The 20157-nt window shown below is 44.1% G+C and carries 19 protein-coding genes; 12 read left to right on the forward strand and 7 right to left on the reverse strand.

The genetic code is table 11. The features are described 5' to 3' along the window. Nucleotides 1-87 precede the first annotated feature (87 nt). The 3 genes from fldA to AACW75_RS18140 all read right to left on the reverse strand — a co-directional run bounded on the left by fldA (nt 88) and on the right by AACW75_RS18140 (nt 1767). Nucleotides 88-621, reverse strand: coding sequence for a flavodoxin FldA (gene fldA, locus AACW75_RS18130; protein WP_017073149.1), 534 nt, complete (start codon nt 619-621; stop codon nt 88-90). Between the two features lie 57 nt (nt 622-678). Continuing rightward, entirely contained in the window at nt 679-897 is a 219-nt protein-coding gene (locus AACW75_RS18135) for a DUF2788 domain-containing protein (RefSeq protein ID WP_009847328.1), read from the reverse strand. 108 nt (nt 898-1005) lie between these two features. Beyond that, nucleotides 1006-1767: an alpha/beta fold hydrolase gene (locus tag AACW75_RS18140; RefSeq protein ID WP_017073148.1), complete on the reverse strand. Its 762-nt coding sequence runs from the start codon at nt 1765-1767 to the stop codon at nt 1006-1008. A gap of 93 nt (nt 1768-1860) precedes the next feature. On the opposite strand from AACW75_RS18140, the gene seqA reads away from it, so the two are divergent. Both seqA and pgm read left to right on the forward strand, forming a co-directional pair. Continuing rightward, nucleotides 1861-2400: a replication initiation negative regulator SeqA gene (gene seqA, locus AACW75_RS18145; protein ID WP_017073147.1), complete on the forward strand. Its 540-nt coding sequence runs from the start codon at nt 1861-1863 to the stop codon at nt 2398-2400. A gap of 92 nt (nt 2401-2492) precedes the next feature. Next, nucleotides 2493-4139 (forward strand): phosphoglucomutase (alpha-D-glucose-1,6-bisphosphate-dependent), encoded by a 1647-nt coding sequence (gene pgm / locus AACW75_RS18150; protein ID WP_102551083.1) that lies wholly within the window; start codon nt 2493-2495, stop codon nt 4137-4139. Nucleotides 4140-4275: 136 nt separating this feature from the next. Here the strand turns inward: pgm and AACW75_RS18155 are convergent, their stop codons facing one another. Continuing rightward, nucleotides 4276-5034 carry a DUF1853 family protein gene (locus AACW75_RS18155; protein ID WP_145570833.1) on the reverse strand — a complete coding sequence of 253 codons (759 nt, stop codon included), beginning with the start codon at nt 5032-5034 and terminating at the stop codon, nt 4276-4278. Between the two features lie 150 nt (nt 5035-5184). On the opposite strand from AACW75_RS18155, the gene AACW75_RS18160 reads away from it, so the two are divergent. Beyond that, the gene (locus tag AACW75_RS18160) at nt 5185-5943 is read left to right on the forward strand and encodes a Nif3-like dinuclear metal center hexameric protein (protein ID WP_017073144.1); all 759 of its coding nucleotides are present in this window, start codon (nt 5185-5187) and stop codon (nt 5941-5943) included. A 136-nt stretch (nt 5944-6079) separates the two neighbouring features. Here the strand turns inward: AACW75_RS18160 and AACW75_RS18165 are convergent, their stop codons facing one another. Next, nucleotides 6080-7369 carry a citrate synthase gene (locus tag AACW75_RS18165; RefSeq protein WP_237297487.1) on the reverse strand — a complete coding sequence of 430 codons (1290 nt, stop codon included), beginning with the start codon at nt 7367-7369 and terminating at the stop codon, nt 6080-6082. Nucleotides 7370-7785: 416 nt separating this feature from the next. Between AACW75_RS18165 and sdhC the strand changes: the two genes are divergently transcribed. From sdhC to sucD, 8 genes are all read left to right on the forward strand, one after another. Continuing rightward, complete coding sequence (gene sdhC, locus AACW75_RS18170; protein ID WP_012604532.1) at nt 7786-8178, forward strand: succinate dehydrogenase cytochrome b556 subunit; 393 nt, start codon at nt 7786-7788, stop codon at nt 8176-8178. Then, nucleotides 8172-8519 carry a succinate dehydrogenase, hydrophobic membrane anchor protein gene (sdhD, locus tag AACW75_RS18175; RefSeq protein WP_004734215.1) on the forward strand — a complete coding sequence of 116 codons (348 nt, stop codon included), beginning with the start codon at nt 8172-8174 and terminating at the stop codon, nt 8517-8519. The genes sdhC and sdhD overlap by 7 nt, the downstream gene beginning before the upstream one ends. Beyond that, on the forward strand, nt 8520-10286 hold the full coding sequence (gene sdhA / locus AACW75_RS18180; RefSeq protein WP_017073142.1) for a succinate dehydrogenase flavoprotein subunit: 1767 nt from the start codon (nt 8520-8522) through the stop codon (nt 10284-10286). A gap of 12 nt (nt 10287-10298) precedes the next feature. Beyond that, a complete protein-coding gene (locus AACW75_RS18185) occupies nt 10299-11012 on the forward strand; it encodes a succinate dehydrogenase iron-sulfur subunit (protein WP_029224791.1) in 714 nt (237 codons plus the stop codon). A gap of 97 nt (nt 11013-11109) precedes the next feature. Further along, entirely contained in the window at nt 11110-13929 is a 2820-nt protein-coding gene (gene sucA / locus AACW75_RS18190; protein ID WP_017073140.1) for a 2-oxoglutarate dehydrogenase E1 component, read from the forward strand. A 21-nt stretch (nt 13930-13950) separates the two neighbouring features. Then, a complete protein-coding gene (gene odhB / locus AACW75_RS18195; RefSeq protein ID WP_145570835.1) occupies nt 13951-15159 on the forward strand; it encodes a 2-oxoglutarate dehydrogenase complex dihydrolipoyllysine-residue succinyltransferase in 1209 nt (402 codons plus the stop codon). 206 nt (nt 15160-15365) lie between these two features. After that, nucleotides 15366-16532, forward strand: coding sequence for an ADP-forming succinate--CoA ligase subunit beta (gene sucC, locus AACW75_RS18200; RefSeq protein ID WP_017073138.1), 1167 nt, complete (start codon nt 15366-15368; stop codon nt 16530-16532). Continuing rightward, the gene (gene sucD, locus AACW75_RS18205; protein ID WP_017073137.1) at nt 16532-17404 is read left to right on the forward strand and encodes a succinate--CoA ligase subunit alpha; all 873 of its coding nucleotides are present in this window, start codon (nt 16532-16534) and stop codon (nt 17402-17404) included. The genes sucC and sucD overlap by 1 nt, the downstream gene beginning before the upstream one ends. Before the next feature lie 168 nt (nt 17405-17572). Here the strand turns inward: sucD and znuB are convergent, their stop codons facing one another. Then, complete coding sequence (znuB, locus tag AACW75_RS18210; protein WP_145570837.1) at nt 17573-18358, reverse strand: zinc ABC transporter permease subunit ZnuB; 786 nt, start codon at nt 18356-18358, stop codon at nt 17573-17575. Beyond that, a complete protein-coding gene (gene znuC, locus AACW75_RS18215; RefSeq protein WP_145570839.1) occupies nt 18358-19137 on the reverse strand; it encodes a zinc ABC transporter ATP-binding protein ZnuC in 780 nt (259 codons plus the stop codon). The genes znuB and znuC overlap by 1 nt, the downstream gene beginning before the upstream one ends. Before the next feature lie 83 nt (nt 19138-19220). Between znuC and znuA the strand changes: the two genes are divergently transcribed. Further along, nucleotides 19221-20105 (forward strand): zinc ABC transporter substrate-binding protein ZnuA, encoded by an 885-nt coding sequence (znuA, locus tag AACW75_RS18220; RefSeq protein WP_135458056.1) that lies wholly within the window; start codon nt 19221-19223, stop codon nt 20103-20105. Nucleotides 20106-20157 lie beyond the last annotated feature (52 nt).

Below are 20157 nucleotides of genomic sequence, written 5' to 3' on the forward strand. Positions count from 1 at the left end.
ATTAAATGGCAAAAAACCTCCCATAAGGAGGTTTTTTCATATCTACATAACGGTCATTAATTGTAACAATTAACAATCGCTAGAGAATTAGTCTTCTAGCTCTGCTAGGCACATTTCTTCGTGGATTTGTTTAACCCAGTTAGATACACGCTCATCAGTTAGCTCAGGTTGACGGTCTTCATCGATACATAAACCAACGAATTGGCTGTCATCGCCTTCAACTAAACCTTTCGATGCTTCGAATTCGTAGCTTTCAGTAGATGTGTAACCTAAGATAGTGCCGCCTTTCGCTTCAACGATGTCACGGACAGTACCCATAGCATCACAGAAGTATTCTGCGTAATCTTCTTGGTCGCCACAACCAAAGATAGCAACAAGCTTAGTTGAAAAATCAATAGCTTCTAGCTCAGGGAAAAAGTCGTCCCAATCACATTGTGCTTCGCCGTAGTACCACGTAGGGATACCAAGCAGCAGTAGATCGAAGTTATCGATATCTTCTTTGCTGCTTTTTGCAATGTCTTGAACTTGAACGAGCTGCTTGCCCAATTGCTTTTGAATCATCTTAGCAACAGCTTCAGTGTTACCTGTATCGCTACCAAAGAAGAGACCTACACTTGCCATAGAATCATTACCTTTCATTTTGTCTGTTGTCGGTGTAATAAAGTTCGGAGGAAATCGTTAGATTCCAGTTCCTTCCCAGCTTAGTTGGATTATCCCTTTTGCGATAAAACCTGCGCAGCCAAGGAAAAGTACTAACCATACGATACGACGACCAAATGCAGGAACATTTCCCTGCTTTAGAACGTCTTTAATTGCCATTCCGATTAGAAAGAAAATCGCGGCAAACAGAAGATCTAAACCAACAGATTCAATGATGTTCATGTAGTCGTAAAGCATGGGAACCTTATATACCAAATTTGCTTGGGCGCACTATATCACTGTTGTGAGATAAAGTTAATCTGCTGTGATTACACAGCTCTCATTTATATCGACTAATCAATATATTTAAGCGATGAATTTTCTTATTGCACGGAGCACTTCGGCTGGTTTTTCCGCATGTAACCAGTGTCCAGTATTGGCGATAACATGTGCCTTTGCGTTGGAAAATTGCTGCTGAACAGCGGTTTGGTGTTCAGCGGTGAGGTAATCAGAATCACCTCCCTTTATTAGCAATGTTTTGACCGACGTTTTATCAATCGGTTCCCAACCAATAATCTGCGGGTAGTTGTTTATTAGTGATGCAACGTTGAAACGCCACTCCATGATACCTTGCTCTGTTTTGAACAAAGACTTGGTTAAAAACTGGCGAACCCCGTCGATTTCGATATGTTTGGCGAGAATTTTCAGTGCGTCTGAACGTGATGTCGGTTTTTCTTCAATCACGGCTTGCAGACCGGCGAATACGTTGTCGTGGCGATTTTGAGTGTACGAAACAGGCGCCATATCCAATACAATTAATTTATGTAGTGCAAGATGCTGCGTTAGTGCCATCGCCACCTTACCACCCATAGAGTGACCAATCACGGTGACATTTTTTAACGCAAGGTCATTCAGTAATTGAGCGACATCTTTTGCCATTGCTTGATAGTTATGAATATCACTATGGAACGATTGACCGTGGTTGCGCAGATCGATGCTAAGCACCTGATGATCGGCTTTTAGATCCCTAGCCAGTAAGCCAAGGTTGTCCAGATTACCAAATAATCCATGGATCAAAACAATGGTGTGACCCTCACCTTCTAATTTATAGTTGAGCTGTACTGACATTTTTATCTTATTCATGGTGGGTTTGACGTAGAGTATCCGCGCGGATCTCGCTATAATCCCCCAGAGTTTAAACATTGAGATTGTGAAAAGCGAATGAAAACAATTGAGGTTGATGAGGACCTATACCGTTTTATTGCGGGTCAGACAGAACGTATTGGCGAAAGCGCTTCAGATATTCTGCGCCGCTTGTTACAGGTTGATAGCCAAGGCATGGTTCCGATCGAACAGATCGTTGAGCCAAAAGGTATCGTTGTTAGCAAAGAGGTAGGCTTTACTCCAGAGAAATTCGATGGCGTTAAAGAAATGCGCTCACTACTAATATCAGATGAGTTTGCATCACTAAAGAAAGCCATTGATCGTTTTATGCTTGTGTTATCAACACTGCATAAAATCGACCCTTTAAGCTTTTCAGAAGCAACTCAAGTCAAAGGTCGCAAGCGTGTTTACTTTGCAGACAACGAAGAAACGTTGTTAGCAAACGGTAACACAACGAAGCCTAAAGCTATTCCACAAAGTCCTTTTTGGGTTATTACTAATAATAACACTAGCCGTAAAAGACAGATGGTTGAGCAGCTTATGAGCCGTATGAATTTCCAAGCAGAATTGATAGAAAAAGTAACAGGTTCAATTTAAAGAAATCTGATTTAAACCTCATAATATCCATGGATAAGAAGATATTATGGGGTTTTTTTGTTTTTAAATTTTATATATAAGGATGTCGAAAAATGGCTATGCACCCTCGTGCCGGGCAAAAAGCTCAGCAGGAAGATCTTCATAATATTCCGGCTTTAGTGGCTAACTATTTCTTACAGCAACCGGACGCTAGTAACCCAGACCATAAAGTACTATTCGGTACTTCGGGTCATCGAGGTACAGCAGACAAATCAACCTTCAATGAAAATCATATTCTAGCGATTGCTCAAGCGGTTGCTGAGGTTCGTGCTGATCAGGGTACAACAGGCCCACTTTTCTTAGGTAAAGATACTCACGCTCTCTCTGAGCCTGCGTTTTCTACTGTTATCGAAGTGCTTGTAGCAAACGGTGTTGAAGTTATTATTCAAGAAAAAAATGGCTTTACTCCAACACCTGGTATCTCGCACGCGATTCTTACGCACAACTTGGTTAATGACAAAAAAGCCGATGGCATTGTTATTACTCCTTCACATAACCCGCCACAAGACGGTGGTATCAAATACAACCCGACACACGGCGGTCCTGCTGAAGCTGAACTAACTCAAGCGATTGAAGATCGCGCGAACGTTATTATCGCTGAGCAAATGCAAGGTGTTAAACGCACTCCTATCGCGCAAGCTAAACAGTCTGATTTAGTTAAAGAGGTTGATCTGGTTGCACCTTACATTGCTGATTTAGTTAATGTTGTTGATATGGAAGCGATCCAGAAAGCAAACATCAAGATTGGTGTTGACCCACTGGGTGGTAGCGGTATTGATTACTGGCGTCAAATTGGTAAAGCGTACAATTTAGATCTTACTCTTGTAAGTGAAGCTATCGACCCTTCGTTCCAATTTATGTCTTTAGATAAAGATGGCGTGGTTCGCATGGACTGTTCTTCGCCATATGCGATGGCCGGTTTATTGGCTCTTAAAGACGATTACGAACTCGCGTTTGGTAACGACCCAGATTACGATCGCCACGGCATTGTTACGCCAAAAGGCCTGATGAATCCAAACCACTTCCTAGCGGTTTGTATTGACTACCTATACCGTAACCGTGAAGGTTGGGGCAAAGACGTTGCAGTGGGTAAAACACTAGTATCAAGTGCACTAATCGACCGTGTTGTTGCTGACTTAGGTCGTGAACTTTGCGAAGTACCCGTTGGATTCAAATGGTTCGTTGACGGCTTATACAACGGTCAATTTGGTTTCGGTGGTGAAGAGAGTGCTGGCGCATCTTTCTTACGTAAAGACGGTACGCCTTGGTCAACAGATAAAGATGGCCTAATTCTTTGCCTACTTGCGGCTGAGATCACAGCAGTTACGGGTAAGAACCCACAAGAATACTACGAAGAGCTTGCTGCTAAACACGGTGAATCTAAGTACAACCGTATTCAAGCGGTAGCAAATGGTGCACAAAAAGACGTACTTAAGAAGCTGTCTCCAGAGATGGTTTCTGCTGAGACGCTGGCTGGTGACCCAATTACTGCACGCCTAACGCACGCTCCAGGTAATGGTGCTGCGATTGGTGGACTAAAAGTGACGACTGAAAACGGTTGGTTTGCTGCTCGTCCATCAGGTACAGAAGACATCTACAAGATCTACTGTGAAAGCTTTAAAGGTGAAGAGCACCTAAAAGCAATCGAAGCAGAAGCTCAAGAGATTGTTAATCAAGTATTTGCAGCTGCTGGCTTATAATCGAATACTGATTGATAGCGCCACAAAGTAAATAGTAGAAGGGTTGATGTGAAAACATCAGCCCTTTTTTTATCAGCTTGTGGGTAAAGCGGCTAAGGCTAGGTGGTTGAATTACTGTACAACTGAGTCGATTATCCTAACCGTGTGGCCAACTTTGTGGCATCACAAACCAAAACTGCCCTGATTTGGTTTGTCCATGAACGAAGCGATCACCAAACTCGGTGATAGGTTCACAGGTGAAATCATCAGTGCCAGCGGCCCATTGCTCTTTGGTGAGAGGGTAGAGCACTTCAGTAATTAAATGGGCTTGGTTTTGATAGCACCAAAAGCCGTTTGCTTGGCTTGGGTTGATATCGTACCCCAGACATTCAGTAGGTATGTTCTGTTGTAAGAAAGGGTTGGTATATAAGCGACCCTGCATGAGTAAGTGTTTTGAGTCGACATTGATCTCTGGGTATTGTTCGATAAAAGCTGGTGAAGAGGACATACCTAATTGGTGACTGAGCATGCGGTCTAGTTTCTTATCTAGTTGGTCATGGGAGTTAGGACCAAACCATGTTTGCTCATGGAGCAGGTAAAACTTAATCGCCACTTCCCAATGTTGCAGTTTTTGGCTGCTCTTTTCTTCCAGAATAAAGTCAATTGCACCTAGCGTTCTGCCATCCACATTAATCTGAATCTCATCGTGTTTGATTGAATAATTATCCGAAGCAATGATAACTTGCTCGCAGAGGTGCTGGTAGAGGAAACCTAACCTAGGATTGCCATTGTATGTATGTGAGGAATCGATGGCATTAGGGCTTGAGAAGGCTCTGAGATCAGAAACGGGTGGTTTGATTCCCAGTAACGGTGGCGACTCTATGACCCATTGGTAAAAACGTTGCAGTGTTGTCATCTCTTCCTCATTAACATCAATTATCTGTTCTTCTGAAATAGCTCAATTCTTCATGAACATCGCTCTTTATAAACATAGCTCTGGGTCTTTCGACATTCTATCTGTAAATTGATATAACGACGTTATTATAAAGGTAAGCTGGAAATAAAAATGAATAACTTACAATTAGAAAAGCTACTTAACGACAAACTGCAACCACAGCAGATTAAGGATTATTGTCCGAACGGACTTCAAGTTGAAGGGGCTTTGGAAGTGAAACGCGTGGTTACTGGTGTAACGGCTTCTCAAGCTTTGATTGATAAAGCGGTTGAGCTAAACGCTGATGCTTTGCTAGTGCATCATGGATTCTTTTGGAAAGGTGAATCAGAAGCCATTCGCGGCATGAAAGGCAAACGCATTCGCACACTGATCAAAAATGATATCAACCTTTTGGGCTACCACTTACCTCTTGATATTCATCCAGAACTTGGCAATAACGCAAAACTAGCAGAACTACTCGATATTGAAGTAGAAGGTGGCTTGGAAGGGCACCCGCAGTCTGTGGCTATGTTCGGCACGCTAAAAACACCAATGACAGGCGCCGAGTTTGCAGCGAGAATTGATCAAGTACTGAACCGTAAGCCATTGCACATCGCTCCTGAAAACCAAGACAAACTGATCAATACCGTTGGTTGGTGTACCGGTGGCGGCCAAGATTACATTGAGTTAGCGGCTTCTAAAGGTATTGATGCGTTTATCTCTGGTGAGATCTCAGAGCGCACTACGTACTCAGCCCGTGAGCAAGATATCCATTACTTTGCAGCAGGCCACCATGCAACAGAACGTTATGGTGTGAAGGCATTAGGTGAGTGGTTAGCGAAAGAGCACGGCTTAGACGTAGAATTTATTGATATCGATAATCCAGTATAGCCACACCAAGAGATGATGATATCTCTGGATATTTGTACCTCTATTGAAGTGATACGAAATACTGGAAGGCAAAAAAGGGTTGATGTTATACATCAACCCTTTTTGATTTTAATCGATTAGAAAAGTCTAAACTTTACTATTCGCGTTCGTGTAGAGCTTGGAAATCACGTTGTTCTTCACCAGTGTACAACTGACGAGGACGACCGATACGGTTCGTCGGATCGCTGTGCATTTCGTTCCAGTGCGCAATCCAACCGATGGTACGAGACATCGCGAAGATTACCGTGAACATTGATACAGGAATACCAATCGCTTTTAGAATGATACCTGAGTAGAAATCTACGTTCGGGTATAGTTTCTTCGATACAAAGTACTCATCAGAAAGAGCGATGCGCTCAAGTTCCATTGCTACATCAAGTAGTGGATCTTGAATGTTTAGCTCTTTTAATACTTCGTGACACGCTTCACGCATTACCGTTGCACGCGGATCGTAGTTCTTGTAAACACGGTGACCGAAGCCCATTAAACGAAATGGGTCATCTTTGTTTTTAGCTTTTGCTACATATTCTTCAATATTGTCTACGCTACCGATCTCTTCAAGCATCATTAGGCAGGCTTCGTTAGCACCACCGTGAGCAGGACCCCATAACGAAGCGATACCAGCAGCAATACAAGCAAATGGGTTTGCACCCGAAGAACCAGCTAAACGAACTGTTGAGGTTGAAGCATTTTGTTCGTGATCAGCATGTAGTGTAAAGATTTTGTCCATTGCGCGAGCAACAACAGGGTTTACTTCATATTCTTCACATGGGTTTGCATACATCATGTGCAGGAAGTTCTCTGCATAGCCTAGGTCATTGCGCGGGTAGATAAACGGTTGACCGATAGAATATTTGTAACACATTGCAGCCAGTGTTGGCATTTTTGAAATTAGGCGATATGCCGCAATTTCACGGTGTGTGTCGTTATTAACATCTAATGAATCATGGTAGAACGCAGCAAGCGCACCTACCACACCACACATAACAGCCATTGGGTGAGCGTCACGACGGAAGCCGTGGAAGAAACTAGCAATTTGCTCATGAACCATGGTGTGACGTGTGACAGTTGTCTTAAATTCTTCGTATTGAGCTCGAGATGGAGCTTCGCCGTATAGAAGAATGTAACAAACTTCTAAATAATCAGCGTTATTGGCCAGTTGATCAATTGGATAACCACGGTGTAGAAGAATGCCTTTTCCACCGTCAATATAAGTAATTTGCGATTCACAAGATGCAGTGGCAAGAAAACCAGGATCGAAAGTGAAAAAACCATTAGAACCTAGTGTACGAACGTCGATCACTGGTGTACCAAGTACGCCTTCTGTAATCGGCAGTTCGATTGGCGCATGACCTTCAATGTGAAGGGTAGCTTTCTTATCCGCCATAACAATCTCCTTTGTTTATTATTTTATCCGTCCAGGATGTTTATGTGCCATTTTTTTACTGGTCTTACGTGAGAAAGTCAATTTTTCTGAAGCTTTGTGTGCACTTGTTAGTGTTTTTTACATTAAATTCGTTAAAAATCTGTTCTATGTAGCATTATTTGTTGCATCAATTGTATTAGAATGTTGCCAGTCGTATAGTGGCGCTGAAAAGTTTGGTTAAGACCTTATAAATGCAAGGCTAAGAAGAAATGTGAGGTGTCTTCAATAATCTTGCTGTTAACAATTATTTTACAATTATCTACGGCTCAACCCCTGTTATTTGTTAAGTTAATGTTAAATTTTGAAGGTTTGCAATCAAATTTTGTCCATAACAATACATAAGGTTATTTAATGACCATCATGCTCAATGGAGCTGAGTGAGCGAGCCCGTGAAAGAAAGAAAGACAAGACCTGTTAATTTAGATTTACAGACCATCCACTTTCCTATCACAGCAATAGCTTCCATCCTACACCGTGTGTCTGGGGTGATTACTTTTGTTGCGATTGGAATTTTGCTTTGGTTACTATCCATTTCCCTCTCTTCCCCTGTAGGCTTTATGGAAGCTAGCGACATTGTCGACGGTTTCTTCGTGAAGTTTATTTTGTGGGGCATTTTAACCGCTTTGGCTTACCACATTGCTGGTGGTATTCGTCACCTTCTTATGGACCTTGGTCACTTTGAAGAGCTGGAATCTGGCGCTAAGAGCGCGAAGGTTGCATTCGCAGCAACAGCGGTATTGTCTCTACTGGCGGGGATCTTAGTATGGTAAACAACGTTTCTACTTTTGGTCGTAATGGTGTGCATGATTATCTATTGATTCGTGCAACTGCAATCATTATGACGCTTTACACTATCTACTTAGTGAGCTTCTGTGCTTTCTCAGGTGATATTTCTTACGCATCTTGGACGCAATTCTTTGGTGGTACCTTCACTAAAGTTTTCACCATGTTAGCGCTTACTTCAATTTTGGTTCACGCGTGGATCGGCTTGTGGCAAGTACTAACTGACTACATCAAATGTGCAAAATTGCGCGTTGGTCTTCAAGTCGGTGTTGTTGCGGTTCTTCTAGGATATTTCTTCTCTGGTCTGTTTATTTTGTGGGGTGCGTAAGTGACTATTCCTGTTCGTGAGTTCGATGCTGTAGTAATCGGCGCTGGTGGTGCTGGTATGCGTGCCGCGCTACAAATTTCTGAGCAAGGCCTATCTTGTGCGTTGCTTTCTAAAGTTTTTCCAACTCGTTCTCATACTGTATCTGCGCAAGGTGGTATCACCGTTGCTCTTGGTAATGCGCATGAAGATCACTGGGAACAACACATGTACGATACCGTTAAAGGTTCCGATTACATCGGCGACCAAGATGCTATCGAGTACATGTGCAAAAATGGCCCTGAGTCGGTTATCGAATTGGAAAAAATGGGTCTTCCATTTTCTCGTTTCGATAACGGTAGTATTTACCAACGTCCGTTTGGTGGCCAATCTAAGAATTTTGGTGGTGAGCAAGCGGCTCGTACCGCAGCAGCGGCTGACCGTACTGGTCATGCACTGCTACACACGCTTTACCAACAAAACATCAAGCATAAAACGACCGTATTCTCTGAGTGGTATGCACTAGACCTTGTTAAGAATGAAGACGGTGCCATTTTAGGTACAACCGCACTTTGTATGGAAACGGGTGAAGTATGCTACTTCAAAGCTAAGGCAACGATCTTAGCTACTGGTGGTGCTGGTCGTATTTACGCTTCTACAACTAATGCGCACATCAATACTGGTGACGGTGTTGGTATGGCGATTCGTGCTGGCGTTCCAATGCAAGACATCGAAATGTGGCAGTTCCACCCAACGGGTATTGCTGGCGCTGGTGTTTTAGTAACAGAAGGCTGTCGTGGTGAAGGTGGTTACCTTCTCAATAAAGATGGCGAACGCTTCATGGAGCGTTATGCTCCGAATGCTAAAGACTTAGCTGGTCGTGATGTTGTTGCTCGTTCGATGATGGTTGAGATTCGTGAAGGTCGCGGCTGCGATGGCCCTTGGGGTCCTCACATTAAGCTGAAACTGGATCACTTAGGTAAAGAGACGCTTGAATCTCGTCTACCTGGTGTATGTGAGCTTTCTCGTACATTCGCTCACGTTGATCCTGTTAAAGAACCGATTCCTGTAATTCCTACTTGTCACTACATGATGGGTGGCGTTCCAACACAAGTTTCTGGTCAAGCAATTAAGCAAACTGAAGACGGTTCAGACGTTGAAATTCAAGGTCTATTCGCTTGTGGCGAAATCGCTTCAGTATCAGTACACGGTGCAAACCGTCTTGGTGGCAACTCGTTGCTAGATTTGGTTGTATTCGGTCGTGCGACGGGTCTTCATCTTGGTGAGACTCTGAACAAGCAAGAAGAAGCTAAACCAGCAACTGAAGCAGATATTGAGCGTTCACTAGAGCGATACAATCGTTGGGAAAACAGTACTGACGGTGAAGATCCAGCGGTTATCCGTAAAGACCTTCAGCAATGTATGCAGAACAACTTCTCAGTTTTCCGTGAAGGCCAAGCGATGGCTGACGGCTTAGAAGAGCTGAAAGTGATTCGTGAACGTCTTAAAAATGCACACCTTTCAGACAAGTCTACCGAGTTCAACACCCAACGTATTGAGTGTCTAGAGCTTGAAAACTTGATGGAAACGGCGTTTGCAACGGCAGTTGCTGCAAATTTCCGTACCGAGAGTCGTGGAGCTCACGCTCGCTTTGACTTCCCAGATCGTGATGATGAGCAATGGCTATGTCACTCACTTTACAACCCAGAATCAGAAAGTATGACTAAGCGTGGCGTAAACATGGAACCAATCCATCGTGAAGCGTTCCCGCCGAAAGCACGTACGTACTAAGGAGATATGACTATGAAACTGAATTTCTCTTTATATCGTTACAACCCCGATGTAGACCAGAAACCTTACATGAAAGAGTACATCCTAGAGGTGGAAGAAGGTTCTGACATGATGCTTTTGGATGCGCTTATTCTTTTGAAAGAGCAAGATCCAACGATTTCATTCCGTCGTTCATGCCGTGAAGGTGTATGTGGTTCTGATGGTTTGAACATGAATGGTAAAAACGGATTGGCGTGTATCACGCCTCTGTCTGCACTTTCTGGTCAAGATAAAATCGTAATTCGCCCACTTCCAGGTTTGCCTGTCGTGCGTGATTTAATCGTAGATATGACTCAGTTCTACGATAACTACGAAAAAGTTAAGCCGTTCTTAGTGTCTGATGGCAATTTACCACCGGCTCGCGAAAACCTACAAAGCCCAGATGAGCGTGCTCATTTAGATGGTTTGTATGAATGTATTATGTGTGCATGTTGTACTACTTCGTGCCCATCATTCTGGTGGAATCCAGATAAGTTCATCGGACCAGCAGGCCTACTTGCAGCATACCGTTGGCTAATAGATAGCCGAGATACAGCGACAGACGAACGTCTGTCCGATCTTGATGATGCATTTAGCGTTTTTCGTTGCCATGGCATCATGAACTGTGTAAGTGTTTGTCCTAAGGGATTAAATCCGACGAAAGCGATTGGTCATATTAAGACCATGCTAATCAATCGTTCGGTTTAAGTTATATAAAAATTGCCGCCCTAGAAGTTTTGGGGCGGCCTTTTAATAGCTCGGCATAGACCGCAGCACACGTGAAAACTACTGGTTAAGGGAAAATATGCACAACGGCGTGATGAAGGCATGGCTCGAGTCTTCACACTTGGCTGGCGCCAATGCAACGTACGTAGAAGAACTCTACGAACTGTATCTAAGTGACCCCGACTCGGTAAGTGACGAATGGAGAAGCGTATTTGAAGAATTGCCTGTGCAAGCTTCAGAAACGGTGGAACAACCACACTCTCGCGTTCGTGAATACTTCCGTCGACTCGCTCAAGAAACAAAGCATTACAGTGTCCAAGTTAGTGATCCTGATGTCGATGCGAAACAAGTAAAGGTTCTGCAACTGATTAATGCCTATCGATTCCGAGGGCATCAAGCAGCAAACCTAGACCCTCTAGGTTTATGGGAAAGAGATACAGTCGCTGAACTGGATCCTTCTTTCCACACTCTTACCGAAGATGACCTCAATGAGACATTTAATGTCGGTTCTTATTCTATTGGACAAGAGACGATGGTGCTGCGAGATTTGTATAAATCTCTAAAGCAAACTTATTGTGGGTCTATTGGTGCTGAATACATGCACATGACTAACACAGAGCAAAAACGTTGGATCCAACAACGTTTAGAGTCTGTTTCTGGTCAACCCTCTTTTGATAAAGAAGAAAAGCAAGCTTTCCTAGAAGAGCTAACTGCTGCTGAAGGTCTTGAGCGCTATCTTGGTGCTAAATTCCCAGGCGCAAAACGCTTCTCATTAGAAGGTGGTGATGCTCTTATCCCAATGACGAAAGAAATTATTCGTCATGCTGGCGGACAAGGCATGCGTGAAGTTGTTGTTGGTATGGCTCACCGTGGTCGTCTAAACATGTTGGTCAATGTGCTTGGTAAAAAGCCACAAGACCTGTTTGACGAATTTGCGGGCAAGCACAGCGATGACTCGTGGGGTACTGGTGATGTTAAATATCATCAAGGTTTCTCTGCAGATTTCGCGACACCAGGTGGCAACGTTCACTTAGCACTAGCATTTAACCCATCTCACTTAGAAATCGTAAACCCGGTAGTTATCGGTTCAGTACGTGCTCGCCAAGATCGTCTAGACGATAAAGACGGCAGCCGCGTACTTCCAATTACTATCCACGGTGATTCAGCGATCGCTGGTCAGGGTGTTGTACAAGAGACGTTTAATATGTCTCAAGCTCGCGGTTTCTGTGTTGGTGGTACGGTTCGTATCGTTGTAAATAACCAAGTTGGTTTTACAACATCTAACCCTCGCGATACACGCTCTACGATGTACTGTACTGATATCGCGAAGATGGTTCAGGCTCCGATTTTCCACGTTAACTCTGATGACCCAGAAGCGGTGGCTTTCGTCGCTCGCCTAGCATTAGATTACCGTAATACGTTCAAGCGTGATGTGGTTATTGATTTGGTTTGTTACCGTCGCCATGGTCACAACGAAGCCGATGAGCCCAATGCAACACAGCCTTTGATGTACCAAAAAATCAAGAAGCATCCAACGCCACGTAAGCTTTATGCTGACGTGCTAATGGAACGCGGTGAGTTTGGTATTGATACAGCGACTCAATTAGTTAACGAATATCGTGATGCACTTGATCACGGTGAAGTTGTGGTTAAAGAGTGGCGCCCAATGGCACTTCATTCCGTCGACTGGTCTCCATACCTAGGTCACGAATGGAACATTGAATGGGATAACAAAATCGATATCGAGCGTCTTAAAGAGCTTGGTAGCAAACTTTGCCAATACCCAGACAGCCATAAGTTACAAAGCCGAGTAAATAAACTGTACAACGATCGTACTGCCATGGTGAATGGTGAGAAACAAGTCGATTGGGGTATGGCTGAAACTCTGGCTTATGCAACACTGGTTGATGACGGAAAACGCATTCGTATCTCCGGCCAAGATTCTGGTCGCGGTACTTTCTTCCACCGTCACTCAGTACTGCACAACCAATCAGATGCGAGCACTTACGTTCCTCTTGCGAACATTCATGATAAACAAGGGCCATTCCAAGTGTTTGACTCTGTGTTATCTGAAGAAGCAGTACTAGCGTTTGAGTATGGTTACGCGACAGCAGAGCCAAGCGGTCTAACCCTTTGGGAAGCACAATTTGGTGACTTCGCAAACGGTGCACAAGTTGTTATCGACCAATTTATCTCGTCAGGAGAGCAGAAGTGGGCACGTTTATGTGGTCTAACAATGCTACTTCCTCACGGTTATGAAGGCCAAGGCCCTGAGCACTCTTCTGCTCGTCTTGAGCGTTACCTTCAGTTATGTGCTGAACAAAACATGCAGGTTGTTGTTCCTTCAACACCCGCTCAGGTTTATCACATGATTCGCCGTCAGGTTGTTCGACCAATGCGTCGTCCACTGATCGTAATGTCACCAAAATCATTGCTTCGTCACCCTCTGTGTACTTCTTCAATGGAAGATTTGGCAGAAGGTACGTTCCAACCAGCTATCGCAGAAATTGATGATCTGGCTCCTGAGAACGTTAAACGCGTCGTGTTCTGTTCAGGTAAGGTTTACTTTGACCTGCTTGACCAAAGACGTAAAAACGAGCAAGACGACGTCGCTATTGTACGTATTGAGCAACTTTACCCGTTCCCTTATGAGGACGTGAGAGCTGCTATCGCACAGTACACAAATGTTGTTGATTACGTTTGGTGTCAAGAAGAGCCTCAGAACCAAGGTGCTTGGTACAGCAGCCAGCATAATTTCCGAGCTGCTATTCCTGTGGGAGCTGATATTCAATACGCAGGTCGTCCTGCATCAGCATCACCAGCTGTTGGCTATATGTCGGTACACTTGAAACAACAAAAAGCGTTAGTTGACGACGCTCTGACCCTACTTAAGAACTAGAAGTAAAAGGAAAATACAGACATGACAATTGAAATTCTGGTTCCAGATTTACCTGAATCTGTGGCTGATGCAACAGTTGCTACTTGGCACAAAAAACCTGGCGAAGCGGTTGCACGTGATGAAGTCATTGTAGATATCGAAACTGATAAAGTAGTTCTAGAAGTACCAGCGCCTGAAGCTGGTGTTCTGGAAGCTATCCTTGAAGAAGAGGGTGCTACGGTACTTTCTAAGCAGCTTCTGGCGAAGATCAAGCCTGGTGCTGTCGCTGGCGAACCAACGAAAGATACAACTGAAGACACAGAATCTTCACCGGATAAGCGCCATAAAGCGGCACTGACAGAAGAAAGCAACGATGCACTAAGCCCTGCTGTTCGTCGCTTGCTTGCAGAGCACAACCTACAACCAGCTGACGTTAAAGGCACTGGTGTTGGTGGTCGTATTACTCGTGAAGACATCGACGCGCATCTAGCAGCAGCTAAATCGGCTCCGGCAGCAGCACCTGCACTAGCAGTTGAAGCGCCAGCAGCGGCTCGTAGCCAAAAACGCGTGCCTATGACTCGCCTACGTAAGACAGTTGCAAACCGTCTTCTAGAAGCGAAGAACAGCACAGCAATGCTGACTACTTTCAACGAAGTGAACATGAAACCAATCATGGACCTTCGTAAGCAGTACAAAGACCAATTCGAGAAGCGCCACGATACGCGTCTTGGCTTCATGTCTTTCTACGTGAAAGCGGTAACAGAAGCTCTGAAACGTTTCCCTGAAGTTAACGCTTCAATTGATGGCACAGATATCATTTACCACAACTACTTCGACATCAGCATGGCAGTATCAACGCCACGTGGTCTAGTGACTCCAGTACTGAAAGACTGTGACACACTAGGCTTCGCTGACATCGAAAAAGGCATCAAAGAGTTAGCAATTAAAGGCCGTGATGGCAAGCTAACAGTTGATGAGCTGATGGGTGGTAACTTCACTATCACAAACGGTGGTGTATTTGGTTCTCTAATGTCTACGCCAATTATCAACCCGCCTCAAGCGGCAATTCTGGGCATGCATAAAATCCAAGATCGCCCAATGGCTGTTGATGGCAAGGTTGAGATTTTACCAATGATGTACCTAGCGCTATCTTACGATCACCGTCTAATTGATGGCCGTGAATCAGTTGGCTTCCTAGTGACTATCAAAGAGCTACTAGAAGATCCTGCACGTCTGTTATTAGACGTTTAGTATCGCTAAAACGTCTAGTTAACTCCGTTAGCTAGACGTAAAAAGTTTCAAAGGCTAGGCTGCTCAACGTCTGGCCTTCATTTGAACTGTAAAGCCATTAGAAAATGGACAGCAGTTGAATTGAGAAGACCCTACAGACGTACCACAGGAAACTGTGTCGTTATGGAAATAATAATCCCTTAAGGGAAAATAAACGGAATATCAAAATGAATTTGCATGAATACCAAGCCAAACAGCTGTTTGCAGAATTCGGTTTGCCTGTACCAGAAGGTTTCGCATGTGATACAGCTCAAGAAGCTTTTGAAGCTGCGGGCCGTATCAGTACAGCCAAGAAAGTTGTTAAGTGTCAGGTACACGCTGGTGGCCGCGGTAAAGCGGGCGGCGTAGAGCTACATGACACGAAAGAAGGCGTAAAAGAGTTTGCACAAAAGTGGTTAGGTAAAAACCTAGTAACTTATCAAACAGACGCTAACGGCCAGCCTGTAACAAAGATCCTAGTTGAAGAAGCATCGAACATTGCTAATGAGCTTTACCTAGGTGCTGTTGTTGACCGTGCAACTCGTAAAATTGTATTCATGGCGTCAACTGAAGGCGGTGTGGACATTGAGAAAATCGCTGAAGAAACTCCAGAGTTGATTCACCAATCAGCGATCGATCCTCTAGTCGGCCCTCAAGCTTACCAAGGCCGTGAATTGGCATTCAAACTTGGTTTAGTTGGCGATCAAATTAAACAGTTCGTGAAGATCTTCATGGGTCTTGGTGAAATGTTCTCTCAGTACGACCTAGCTCTACTAGAAATCAACCCACTTGTTATTACAAGTGAAGGTAGCCTTCTATGTCTTGACGGTAAAATCAACATTGACTCAAACGCAATGTACCGTCAACCAAAGCTTCGTGAAATGCACGATCCTTCTCAAGAAGATGAACGCGAAGCACACGCAGCTCAGTGGGAACTGAACTACGTAGCATTAGATGGCAACGTGGGTTGTATGGTTAACGGTGCAGGCCTTGCTATGGGTACGATGGATATCGTAAACCTACACGGCGGCAAGCCAGCAAACTTCCTTGATGTAGGCGGCGGCGCAACAAAAGAGCGTGTAGCTGAAGCATTCAAGATCATCCTTTCTGATGACAACGTTAAAGCAGTACTAGTAAACATCTTTGGTGGCATTGTTCGTTGTGACATGATTGCTGAAGGTATTGTTGGTGCAGTTAAAGAAGTTGGCGTAACAGTTCCTGTCGTTGTTCGTCTAGAAGGTACAAACGCAGACCTAGGTCGTGAAGTACTTGCTAATTCTGATGTTGATATCATTGCAGCTGAATCTCTAACAGATGCTGCTCAGAAAGTTGTTGCTGCTGCGGAGGCTAAATAATGTCTGTATTAATTAACAAAGACACTAAAGTAATCTGTCAGGGTTTCACTGGCGGTCAAGGTACATTCCACTCAGACCAAGCTATCGCATACGGTACGCAAATGGTTGGTGGTGTTTCACCTGGTAAAGGTGGTCAAACTCACCTAGGCCTTCCAGTATTCAACACAGTACGTGAAGCAGTAGAAGTGACTGGCGCAACAGCAACCGTTATCTACGTACCTGCTCCTTTCTGTAAAGATGCAATTCTAGAAGCGATTGATGCAGGTATCGAACTGATCGTAACGATCACTGAAGGTATCCCTACAATAGATATGATCGACGTTAAAGTGAAGCTAGAAGAAACTGGCGTTCGCATGATCGGTCCTAACTGTCCAGGTCTTATCACTCCAGACGAGTGTAAGATTGGTATCATGCCTGGTCATATCCACAAGAAGGGTAAAGTAGGTATCGTATCTCGTTCAGGTACTCTGACGTACGAAGCAGTTAAGCAAACAACAGATGAAGGCTTTGGTCAGTCTACATGTGTTGGTATCGGTGGTGACCCTATCCCAGGTTCAAACTTCATTGATATCCTAAAACTTTTCCAAGAAGACCCAGAGACTGAAGCGATCGTAATGATTGGTGAAATCGGTGGTACTGCGGAAGAAGAAGCGGCTGAGTTCATTAAAGCGAACGTAACTAAACCCGTTGTTTCTTACATCGCAGGTGTTACGGCTCCTCCGGGTAAACGTATGGGCCACGCTGGCGCAATCATCTCTGGCGGTAAAGGTACTGCTGAAGATAAATTCGCAGCACTAGAAGCAGCAGGCGTTAAGACTGTTAAGTCTCTTGCTGACATCGGTAAAGGCCTACGTGAAATCACGGGTTGGTAATCAGCTGGCTTTATCGAACTAGATAGAAGCTAACTGAACGATATAAGAAAGGCTTGGTCATTGACCAAGCCTTTTTCTTTTGTGACCAATTCTTTTTTGATCGACTATCGCATCAACCGCATCAACTGTTGTGTTGTTAAAAGCCAGAATGAATCCCGACTTTTCACTTTAGGCGCGGGTTCTGTACATTTGAGACAGCATAAACATTGCCGCAGCACTGATAACAACAGAAGGGCCGGCAGGTGTGTCATAGAACCAAGACAAGCTCAACCCTCCGAACACAGCGATAGAACCAATTACAGAGGCTAGGAACGCCATCTGTTCTGGTGTATTGGAGAACTTTCTCGCTGTTGCTGCAGGAATGATAAGCAGCGACGTCATGATTAATGCACCAACAAATTTCATACCCACCGCGATGACAATACCAACCAGTAGCATCAAAATAAGACGCATTAAATCAATGTTGATGCCATCAACTGCTGCGAGATCTTCGTTTACTGTCGTTGATAGCAGTGGTCGCCAAAATATCGCAAGCACTACGCCAATCACAGCTGCGCCTGCATAGATGAAGACTAAATCAGTTGGAGACACTGCAAGTAAGTCACCAAATAGGTAGCTCATCAGGTCAACACGAACGTTGTCTAAAAAGCTTACCGCAACCAAGCCTAAAGAGAGTGCACTGTGTGCCAATATGCCGAGTAGGGTATCGGTCGCTACGAGCTTTTGCTTCTGTAGAGTAACTAGAAGTACAGCCAACATTAAACAACAAATTAGCAGGGCGAAGTACAAGTTGATGCTGAACAAAAAACCAAGCGCCAAACCCATCAAAGAGGCGTGTGCAAGCGTGTCACCAAAGTAAGCCATTTTACGCCATACTACGAACGATCCTAATGGTCCTGCGATCAGTGCAATACCTAAGCCCGCCAAAATAGAAGGAAGAAGAAACTCAATCATTAGTGATGTCCGTGTTTATGGTTTGAACATTCATGTGCGCCGCCGGTTACAGGTTCGCCAGCGAGATCATGATGGTGATGTTCGTGTTGGTGATGGTAAAACGCCAACGTCTCTTGGGTCGCGGTACCAAAGAGCGCAATATACGATGGGTGGTGTTTGATATCAGCAGGTGCGCCTGAGCAACAGATATGGTGATGCAAACAAATCACATCATCTGTTTTTGCCATAACCAAGTGCAGATCGTGTGAAACCATGAATACGGCACAGCCGAAGCGGTGACGAATGTTATCAATCAGGTCATATAAGTCGATCTGTCCTTGGACATCGACGCCTTGAGCGGGTTCATCAAGAACGAGTAAATCGGGTCTTTTAAGCAATGATCTGGCAATCAACACTCGTTGGTTTTCACCACCGGACAACTGGTGCATGTTGTTCTTTTGTAGGTGTTCAGCGCCAACGAGTTTTAAAGCTTCAAGGATCTCTTGTTGACTAAATTTGCCAGTGAGCTTTAGAAAACGCTCTACGTTTAATGGAAGGGAATCATTGAGCTTCAGCTTTTGCGGTACATAACCTATTTTCAGTTTATTGGCTTTTTTAATTTTACCTGAAAACTTGGTTTGTAAGCCCAGTACCACTTTTACTAGTGTCGACTTACCTGCACCGTTTGGCCCAATCAGGGTGGTGATTCTGCCGCGCTCTAGATTGAGAGAGATGTTGTCTAGAACTTTTCGACCGTCAAACTCGACGCTCACAGAATCTAGTTGGATTAAGTTATCCATGAATAGAACTCATTTGCAATTCGCTAATGTTATAATGTAACATTTACCTCAAGCCTAAGCTACTTTTCTATTATCGAGGGATTATGTCACGTTCATCTTTTATACTTGCTACTTTGCTTTTAGCGCCAAGTGTTGCAAGTGCCAGTACTATTCTAACAAGCTTTAAGCCAATTCAAATGATTGTTACGGAATTAACGCAAGGTGTTAGTGAACCGGATGTGTTAATGAACAGCAATGCTTCGCCGCATGACTATGCGCTTAAGCCATCGGATGTGAAAAAAGTTCATAATGCCGATATGGTTATTTGGTTTGGTCCTGATTTGGAAGCCTTTTTGACTAAGGTGATAGGCTCTAAAGAAAATGTCATTCAGATAAGCTCAATCCCTGGGATTGAGTTAAGAGAATTTGGACATGAAGACCATGACGCTCATGAGGGGCATCATCATGGCAGTCATGACCCACATTTTTGGCTGGGTATTAATCAAGTTGAAGTGGCCGCAAAATATATCTCAGCAAAGTTGATTGAAACTGATCCAGATAATGCAATGGCTTACCAAGAAAACTTGGATTCATTTTTGATTGCATTAGAAGAGAAAGAGCAATCTATTCGTGACCAACTTGCGCCAGTGAAAGACAAAGGCTACTACGTTTTCCATGATGCGTATGGCTACTATGAGCAAGAATTTAAGTTGAATAATCTGGGTCACTTTACGGTTAGTCCTGATCGTAAGCCCGGAGCAAAGAGCTTGATTGCAATTAAGAAAACGTTAGTGCGCGATAACGTGCAATGTGTGTTTTCTGAGCCTCAATTTACTCCTGCTGTGATTGAATCTGTTATTCGTGGTAGCAACACTAAACAAGGGCAACTTGATCCTGTCGGTTCAGAGGTTGAAGTGAAGAGTGGAAGTTATTTCGATTTTCTTCAGCAACTTACGGATAGCTATACGAGTTGCTTGAGCGCAGAGTAATCGCAAGGCAGAGTATTCCTTACTCTACTTTGCTCTCGTTAATTTATGAATC

This window comes from Vibrio sp. L3-7, assembly GCF_963898195.1.
In the GTDB taxonomy this organism is placed as follows: domain Bacteria; phylum Pseudomonadota; class Gammaproteobacteria; order Enterobacterales; family Vibrionaceae; genus Vibrio; species Vibrio echinoideorum.

Coding starts and splice junctions, on each gene's coding strand:
- sdhD (WP_004734215.1), top strand. CDS start 8,172: ATGGTAAACAACGTTTCTACTTTTGGTCGTAATGGTGTGCATGATTAT.
- AACW75_RS18185 (WP_029224791.1), top strand. CDS start 10,299: ATGAAACTGAATTTCTCTTTATATCGTTACAACCCCGATGTAGACCAG.
- odhB (WP_145570835.1), top strand. CDS start 13,951: ATGACAATTGAAATTCTGGTTCCAGATTTACCTGAATCTGTGGCTGAT.
- AACW75_RS18140 (WP_017073148.1), bottom strand. CDS start 1,767: ATGTCAGTACAGCTCAACTATAAATTAGAAGGTGAGGGTCACACCATT.
- AACW75_RS18165 (WP_237297487.1), bottom strand. CDS start 7,369: ATGGCGGATAAGAAAGCTACCCTTCACATTGAAGGTCATGCGCCAATC.
- sucA (WP_017073140.1), top strand. CDS start 11,110: ATGCACAACGGCGTGATGAAGGCATGGCTCGAGTCTTCACACTTGGCT.
- znuC (WP_145570839.1), bottom strand. CDS start 19,137: ATGGATAACTTAATCCAACTAGATTCTGTGAGCGTCGAGTTTGACGGT.
- sucC (WP_017073138.1), top strand. CDS start 15,366: ATGAATTTGCATGAATACCAAGCCAAACAGCTGTTTGCAGAATTCGGT.
- seqA (WP_017073147.1), top strand. CDS start 1,861: ATGAAAACAATTGAGGTTGATGAGGACCTATACCGTTTTATTGCGGGT.
- znuA (WP_135458056.1), top strand. CDS start 19,221: ATGTCACGTTCATCTTTTATACTTGCTACTTTGCTTTTAGCGCCAAGT.
- AACW75_RS18155 (WP_145570833.1), bottom strand. CDS start 5,034: ATGACAACACTGCAACGTTTTTACCAATGGGTCATAGAGTCGCCACCG.
- AACW75_RS18135 (WP_009847328.1), bottom strand. CDS start 897: ATGCTTTACGACTACATGAACATCATTGAATCTGTTGGTTTAGATCTT.
- fldA (WP_017073149.1), bottom strand. CDS start 621: ATGGCAAGTGTAGGTCTCTTCTTTGGTAGCGATACAGGTAACACTGAA.
- sucD (WP_017073137.1), top strand. CDS start 16,532: ATGTCTGTATTAATTAACAAAGACACTAAAGTAATCTGTCAGGGTTTC.
- znuB (WP_145570837.1), bottom strand. CDS start 18,358: ATGATTGAGTTTCTTCTTCCTTCTATTTTGGCGGGCTTAGGTATTGCA.
- AACW75_RS18160 (WP_017073144.1), top strand. CDS start 5,185: ATGAATAACTTACAATTAGAAAAGCTACTTAACGACAAACTGCAACCA.
- pgm (WP_102551083.1), top strand. CDS start 2,493: ATGGCTATGCACCCTCGTGCCGGGCAAAAAGCTCAGCAGGAAGATCTT.